The sequence below is a fragment of the Edaphobacter aggregans DSM 19364 genome, assembly GCF_000745965.1.
Taxonomy (GTDB): Bacteria; Acidobacteriota; Terriglobia; order Terriglobales; family Acidobacteriaceae; genus Edaphobacter; species Edaphobacter aggregans.
On the sequence record NZ_JQKI01000074.1, the window covers coordinates 20,505 to 27,037 of the forward strand.

6 protein-coding genes are annotated in these 6,533 nt (G+C 61.9%); all 6 read left to right on the forward strand.

Features of this window, described 5'->3' with window-relative positions:
• The first annotated feature begins 200 nt into the window (after positions 1 to 200).
• From Q363_RS21985 to Q363_RS22010, 6 genes are read left to right on the forward strand one after another with little or no spacing between them, the layout of a single operon-like run.
• A complete protein-coding gene (locus Q363_RS21985) occupies positions 201 to 1,835 on the forward strand; it encodes a GspE/PulE family protein (RefSeq protein WP_035354844.1) in 1,635 nt (544 codons plus the stop codon).
• A 47-nt stretch (positions 1,836 to 1,882) separates the two neighbouring features.
• Positions 1,883 to 2,938, forward strand: coding sequence for a type IV pilus biogenesis protein PilM (locus tag Q363_RS21990; RefSeq protein ID WP_035354847.1), 1,056 nt, complete (start codon positions 1,883 to 1,885; stop codon positions 2,936 to 2,938).
• A complete protein-coding gene (locus tag Q363_RS21995; RefSeq protein ID WP_035354850.1) occupies positions 2,938 to 3,681 on the forward strand; it encodes a PilN domain-containing protein in 744 nt (247 codons plus the stop codon). The genes Q363_RS21990 and Q363_RS21995 overlap by 1 nt, the downstream gene beginning before the upstream one ends.
• Positions 3,678 to 4,361, forward strand: a complete 684-nt coding sequence (locus tag Q363_RS22000; protein ID WP_064742701.1) for a hypothetical protein — start codon at positions 3,678 to 3,680, stop codon at positions 4,359 to 4,361. The genes Q363_RS21995 and Q363_RS22000 overlap by 4 nt, the downstream gene beginning before the upstream one ends.
• The gene (locus Q363_RS22005; RefSeq protein ID WP_035354853.1) at positions 4,358 to 4,969 is read left to right on the forward strand and encodes a hypothetical protein; all 612 of its coding nucleotides are present in this window, start codon (positions 4,358 to 4,360) and stop codon (positions 4,967 to 4,969) included. The genes Q363_RS22000 and Q363_RS22005 overlap by 4 nt, the downstream gene beginning before the upstream one ends.
• Before the next feature lie 8 nt (positions 4,970 to 4,977).
• Positions 4,978 to 5,955 (forward strand): type II secretion system protein, encoded by a 978-nt coding sequence (locus Q363_RS22010; protein WP_035354855.1) that lies wholly within the window; start codon positions 4,978 to 4,980, stop codon positions 5,953 to 5,955.
• The last annotated feature ends 578 nt before the right edge of the window (positions 5,956 to 6,533 follow it).

Consider the following 6,533-nt stretch of genomic DNA (forward strand, 5'->3'; position numbering starts at 1 on the left):
ACGGGATTTGGAGAGAGCAGAATAGTACGATAAAAGCAGTCGCACTGGCAGGGATCGCCGGTCTTTCTGGGACCCTGGTCTCGTTGATGGAATGATTCATGAATTATGTTGCACAGACCGGCTTTAGGGTTGCCATGGTTCCACCGAGCGCGTTTCCGGTTCGCTTAGTGACGGTTGGATAGCACAGGAGTCTTACGCGTATGGGAAATGTACCGCTGGCGATACCAGTCCATGAACTGGGGATGGACGAATTGGAGCGCGCGCAGATGCTGGCGCGGCGCTACCACGCGGAGTTCGTCGATCTGAAGAACTTCAAGATTCAGCACGATCTCTTCAAGCGCGTTCCTGTCGACATGATGTTCCGCTACAACTTCGTTCCCCTGGAGCAGGTGGGCTCGCGACTGGCGATCGCGGTCTCGGACCCCTCGAAGCTGATGGTGCTGGATGAGATCTCGGGGCTGCTCGGGACGCGGCTTGAGACGCGCGTGGCCACGCTGTCGCAGATCACCGAACTGCTGAAGAAGACGGAACAGTCGCAGCGCGTGCTCGATGAGGCGAGCGAGGGGCTGGCCTTCGACGTTCTCTCGAGCGAGGAGTCGGGCGATGAGAACATCTCGATCGAGCGGCTGACCAGCGAGGATGACATCTCGCCGATCATTCGCCTGGTCGACACGACGATCTTCACCGCGCTCGAGAGGCGCGCCTCCGACATTCACCTCGAGACCTTCGATGATTCGCTGCAGGTGAAGTACCGCATCGACGGTGTGCTGCAGCAGGCGATGGCTCCCATCGCGCGCGAGCATCACCAGACGATCCTCTCGCGCATCAAGGTCATGAGCGAGCTCGACATCGCCGAGCGCCGCGTTCCGCAGGACGGCCGCTTCCGTGTGCGCTACAAGGGCCGCCTGATCGACTTCCGCGTCTCGATCATGCCGACGGTGCATGGCGAGAACGCCGTGCTGCGCGTGCTCGACAAGGAGTCGATGAGCGAAAAGTTCAAGAAGCTCTCGCTGGAAGTCGTAGGGTTTGCGGAGCAGGATCTCACGCGCTTCCGCCGCTACATCAAGGAGCCGTACGGGATGGTGCTGGTCACCGGGCCGACCGGATCGGGAAAGACGACGACGCTGTACGCGGCGCTCAACGAGATCAAGAGCGAGGAAGACAAGATCATCACCATCGAAGACCCGGTAGAGTACCAGATCCGCGGCATCACGCAGATCCCGGTGAACGAGAAGAAGGGGTTGACGTTCGCACGCGGTCTGCGTTCCATCCTGCGACACGACCCGGACAAGATTCTTGTTGGTGAGATCCGCGATGCCGAGACGGCGCAGATTGCCATCAACTCGGCACTTACCGGACACCTCGTCTTCACTACGGTTCACGCGAACAACGTCGTCGATGTGCTTGGGCGCTTCCTCAACATGGGCGTGGAGCCGTACAACTTCGTATCGGCGCTGAACTGCATACTGGCGCAGCGGCTGGTGCGGCAGATCTGCGAGTTCTGCGTACGCGAGGTGCACTACGACGATGCGACCCTGCTCGCCAGCGGGCTTGATCTCTATGACTGGCGAAGCTTCCGGTTCCAGGAGGGTGCAGGCTGCATAGAGTGCGGGGGAACGGGCTATCGCGGACGATCCGCGATCCATGAGCTGCTGGAGCTCGACGACGAGATTCGCGAGATGCTGCTGGCCAAGAAGCCGGGAAGCGAGATTCGCAAGAAGGCGCGCGAGAAGGGAATGGCGTTTCTGCGCGACTCTGCGCTGGAGCGGGTGAGGGCAGGTATTACGACGCTCAAGGAAATCAACAAAGTGACGTTTATTGAGGCGGGGCGCTAAGTGAGATCGCGGCACGTTGCGGAAGGAACAAGGTAAGCTGGGACGGGATGGAAATTCTACCGAAAACTCTGGGGACGCGGCCTCGGCTGGCGGTTGAGCTTAGGGCCGACGGCGTCGTTGCGGCAAGGGCCGAGGACGCGTCGGCGCTGCTGACTGCGATCGCGCAGAGCCCGCTCACTGATGGCGCCATATGCGCCGGTTTGAGGGGCGGCAACATCGCCGATCCGGCACGAGTCACAGCGGCGATCCGTACGGCACTGGATGCGGTCGCCGGTCGCGGCGGCGACCGCATCCGCGATGTGACGATCGTGGTTCCGGATGCTGCGGCGCGGGTCCTGTTGCTTGACTTTGACGACCTTCCCGGCAAGGCAGCCGAGGCGCTGCCGGTGATCCGTTTCCGGCTGAAGAAGCTGGTGCCCTTTGACGCCGACACCGCGGCGGTGAGCTATCAGGTGATGGCGAGCGAGAGAGGCACGGTGAGGGTGCTTGCCGTGGCGATGCCGCGCGAGGTGCTGGAGGAGTACGAGGGAGCGGTCGCCGCGGCGGGATACGCTTCGGGAGCTGTGCTGCCGAGCACGCTTGCGGCGTTGGCCTGTCTGAATGAGCAGGAGGCTCCGGCGCTGGTCGTCAATTGCAGCCACGGCGGCGTGACGACGGCGATTGTGCGCGCTGGCGTGCTGATGCTTCACCGCACGCTCGAGGTGGCTTGCGAGGCCATCTCGAGCACGGAGCACAGCGGTGGTGTGCTGCAGGCGCAGGACGGTTCGCGAGGCTACGATCGGTGTGGCTACGATCGCATCGAAGCCGAGGCTGGGATTGAGACGCAGGTGCTGGAATCGAGCGAGGGTGCACTGGCGGCTCGTGAGATCGCGCAAGCGGTGTGTGTGGCGGCGGCCTATTTTGAGGACACGCTGGGACGCGCTTCTGAGGCGATCGTCTCGGCGGGCACGCTCGGAGCCGAAGGGCTCAGGATAGTGCTTGAGGAGAGTGGTCTCGATGGGCTGAGAGTTCAGGAGATGGTTGGAGCGGATGCGCTTGCGGCGGCTGCGGCGACGATGCCGCGCGGCTGGCTTGCGGGAGTGAGAGGAGCGCTGAGGAACTAATGCGGATCTCGGTCAATCTCGCGACGCGGCCGTTTGTCGAACTGCGTCCTCTCTTCGCCAGGCTGCGGATCGTCGTTGTTGCGCTGATCCTGCTTGCGATCGGTCTTGCGTTCTGGCTGCACACCTTGACGGTGAAGGCACGAGCGGCTGAGGCCGATATGAACGCGCTGAAGGCGAAGACGCTCGCGTACCAGCAGGAGCGTCAGAGGAATGAGGCCAGGATGCATCAGCCGCAGAACATGGCGGTGCTCGAGCGCAGCGAGTTCCTTAACGCATTGTTCTCCGAGAAGAGCTTCAGCTGGACGGCGGTGATGATGGATCTCGAGCGCGTGCTTCCGGCTGGCGTTCAGGTGACGAGCATCGAGCCGGCGACGACGAAGACCGGAGAGGTGAATATTCGACTGAAGGTCAGCGGTGAGCGCGACCACGCCGTTGATCTGGTGCGGAACCTCGAGAAGTCGCAGCGCTTCGTAGCTCCGCGACTGGCCGGCGAGTCGGCACAGGCGGGGGAGACGGGGCGTGTAAGTGCATCTCCGGTTGCGCCGGGAGCGGTCGAGTTCGACATTCTGAGCGGATACAATCCGCTGTCTCCAGCGGAGGCGAAGAAGGTTGAGGCGGCGGCCGCGAAGGACGATGAAGATTCCCCGGCCAAATCGGACGAGCCGCGGACGGTCTCGCGCCGTGCGCGGGGCACGAAGGCTGCTCCGCCGTCGCAGCGGCCGATGACTGGCGGTGTGCGATGACGACATTGACTCGAGCTGCCGCAGTCGCGCAGAGCGTTCAGGGAGTGTCGGCGAGGACGCGCAGCCTCATGACACGGCTCAATCTTTACTACACGGCCGTTGCTGCGCTGGCGCTGGTGAATCTGTATCTTCTGGTGCAGATTGGCTTGGCCTGGAAGGTGACGATGAGCCGGGACGCGAAGGCGATTGCGCAGCAGACGGTTGCGATGAAGACCGCCGAGATTGCCAAGAAGCCGCTGGAAGGGCTGGACGGAAAGCTCACCGCGGCGACGGCGGTTGCCGACAAGTTCTATGAGACGCGGCTTCCTTCTGCTTATTCCGAGGTGCTGGCAGAGCTTGGCGCGTTGACGAAGAAACAGGGTGTAAAGCTGACGCGCGTGCAGTATGCCGAATCGCCAGTGCTCGATGGCGCGGCAGGCGCGCTTACCGAGGTTCACATGGATGCGAGCCTGAACGGGGACTATCGGCCGCTGGTGCTGTTTGTGAACTCGCTCGAGCGGGACAAGATGTTCTTCCTCATCAGCGGAGTGACGCTGACCGGACAGCAGAGCGGAATGGTCGGGCTGCGGCTGAAGCTGACGACGTATCTGCGTCCTGTGAAGCGCGAGACTGCGCGGGTCAAGACGGCAAAGGACGCTCGGACGCATTCTGCCGGCGAGGACGGGAGCGAGGCTCGATGACGATGACAGACTCGCAGAAGAAGGGCATCGCGATTGGCGGCTTTGTCGTGCTGGCGCTGGGAATCCTGTACTACCAGCTGCGCGACGATGGTCCGGCGCCTCGAGCGGCTCAGACCGCTTCGGCACCGGCAGCGCAGGTTGCCTACGCGCCTGCCAGGTCCGGCTCGCAGACGGCGAAGGGCGGCGAAGCGAAGAGCCTGGGAACGACCTCGGCGCAGCTGGACCCGACGCTGAAGATGGGGCCGATGCTGGTGACGGAGCGGCTGGTCTACTCGGGCACGGGGCGGAATATCTTTTCGACGGCGTCGGCTCCGGTCGCGATTCCGAAGCCGATTGCGTCGGCGCGTCCGAAGCAGGTCGTTCCTGTGTACACGGTTCCGCCAGGACCGCCTCCGCCTCCGCCGATCGATCTGAAGTTCTTTGGGACGGTAACTTCGGCGAATGGAAAGCGGCAGGCGTTTCTGCTGCACGGAGAAGATGTCTTTCTGGCCTCGGATGGCGAAATCGTTCAGCGGCACTATCGCGTCCTATCGGTTGCGGCGAACTCGATCGTGGTGGAAGACATGACGAACAACAACCGGCAGACGCTTCCGCTGATTGGGCACTGAGAGCGGCGATGCAACAGACTGGTCCAGAGACGAGACGCGAGGGCGAGCAGGGCTTCATGCTGCTCGGGGTGATCGTTCTCGTCTTCCTGCTGATGCTGGCGCTGAGCGTTGCGGCTCCGAAGGTTGCGCAGTCGCTGCGGCGTGACCGCGAGGTGGAGGCGATCCATCGCGGCAACGAGTATGTTCGTGCGATTCAACTGTATTACCGCAAGTTAGGACAGTATCCGGGCAATATGGACCAGCTGGAGAAGTCGAACAATACACGGTTTCTGCGGCAAAAGTACCCTGACCCGATGACGGGGAAGCCGGACTGGCGGCTGATCCACGTGGGTGAGGCGAAGACGACGGTGAAAGGCTTCTTTGGCCAGCCGCTGGCGGGGCTTCCGGGCGGTGGCGCGACTGGCAGTCTTGGTGCGGCGGCGTCGATGGTGTCGGCTCAGCCGACACAGACGGTTGGCGGGACGAGCACGTCTCCTACTTCGCCAGGGAATTCGTCAGGCGGACTCTCGCTGTCGAGTGGGTCGAGCAACTCACCCACAGGCTCATCACCTACAGGATCCTCGGCTAACGGTTCGCCGACGAGCGGCTCGGGACCCGGCGGGACGAATTCAACCGGCGCCGGAGGCAGCGGCTTCGGTGGGATCGGGAGCCAGTCGGCTACGACTTTCTCCGGTGGTGGAGGTCCGATCATCGGTCTTGGCAGCTCGAAGACGGGAACGTCGATTACGGATCTTAACGAGCAGATCACGTACGAGACGTGGGAGTTTCTGTACGACCCGCGGATCGAGCAGATGAAGGCGAAGGCCGCGCTGCTGGGCGGACCGGCTTCGGGCGGCTCGGGCAGCAGTGGTTTTGGTCCGAGCGCTCCGTTTGGGACGCCGATTGGGACGCCCGCGGGTGGAACGACTTCGCCGACGAGTCCGACGAGTCCAACCAGTCCGACGAGTCCGACCAGTCCTGCTCCTTCGGGGACGACGCCTTACTAGGCCCCTCCCCCCTTAGATGGATAAATATTTTGTTTTGTTTAGTTTACTTGATTTAAGTTGGCCAAAATATTGATTTTGAATGAGTTACACATCAGAATATTGATATGTAAGGGGTTAGCGCCAAAAAAAACGCCCGGAGGGTTCCGGGCGTTTTCCCTGTTTGAGTCTGATACCAGTATAGCGAAGTCGAGGTAATTAATCGGCACTCTCTATTTCGTTTGTTTGTTTGGTTTAGGTGGTTTGGGGGCTTGACATCTCTAACGACGTTGGCGGTGTCAAGGGCGAAGTAAGGCGCGGTCGTGGGGAGCGGGGTCAAGGGCGCCGTTTTTTGGCGTTCATCTTGACCCTTGACCCCGCTCCCCACGCGCATAAGCTCGGGCCGAAAACGAAGCTCAGGTGTCCTTTCTGAGCTTCGTTCCTTGACAGCGAGGTTCTTCGGTTTGGGCCAGGGCTGCATGGGGTTGTTGGTTCAACTGCATCGTCGTTTGAATCGTCGGGGGAACTCGCGTCCCCATCCATCTATCTCCGGCCACTTCACTGCGGCCAGGATGACGGAGTCGAACTCCCGCTTGCGCGGG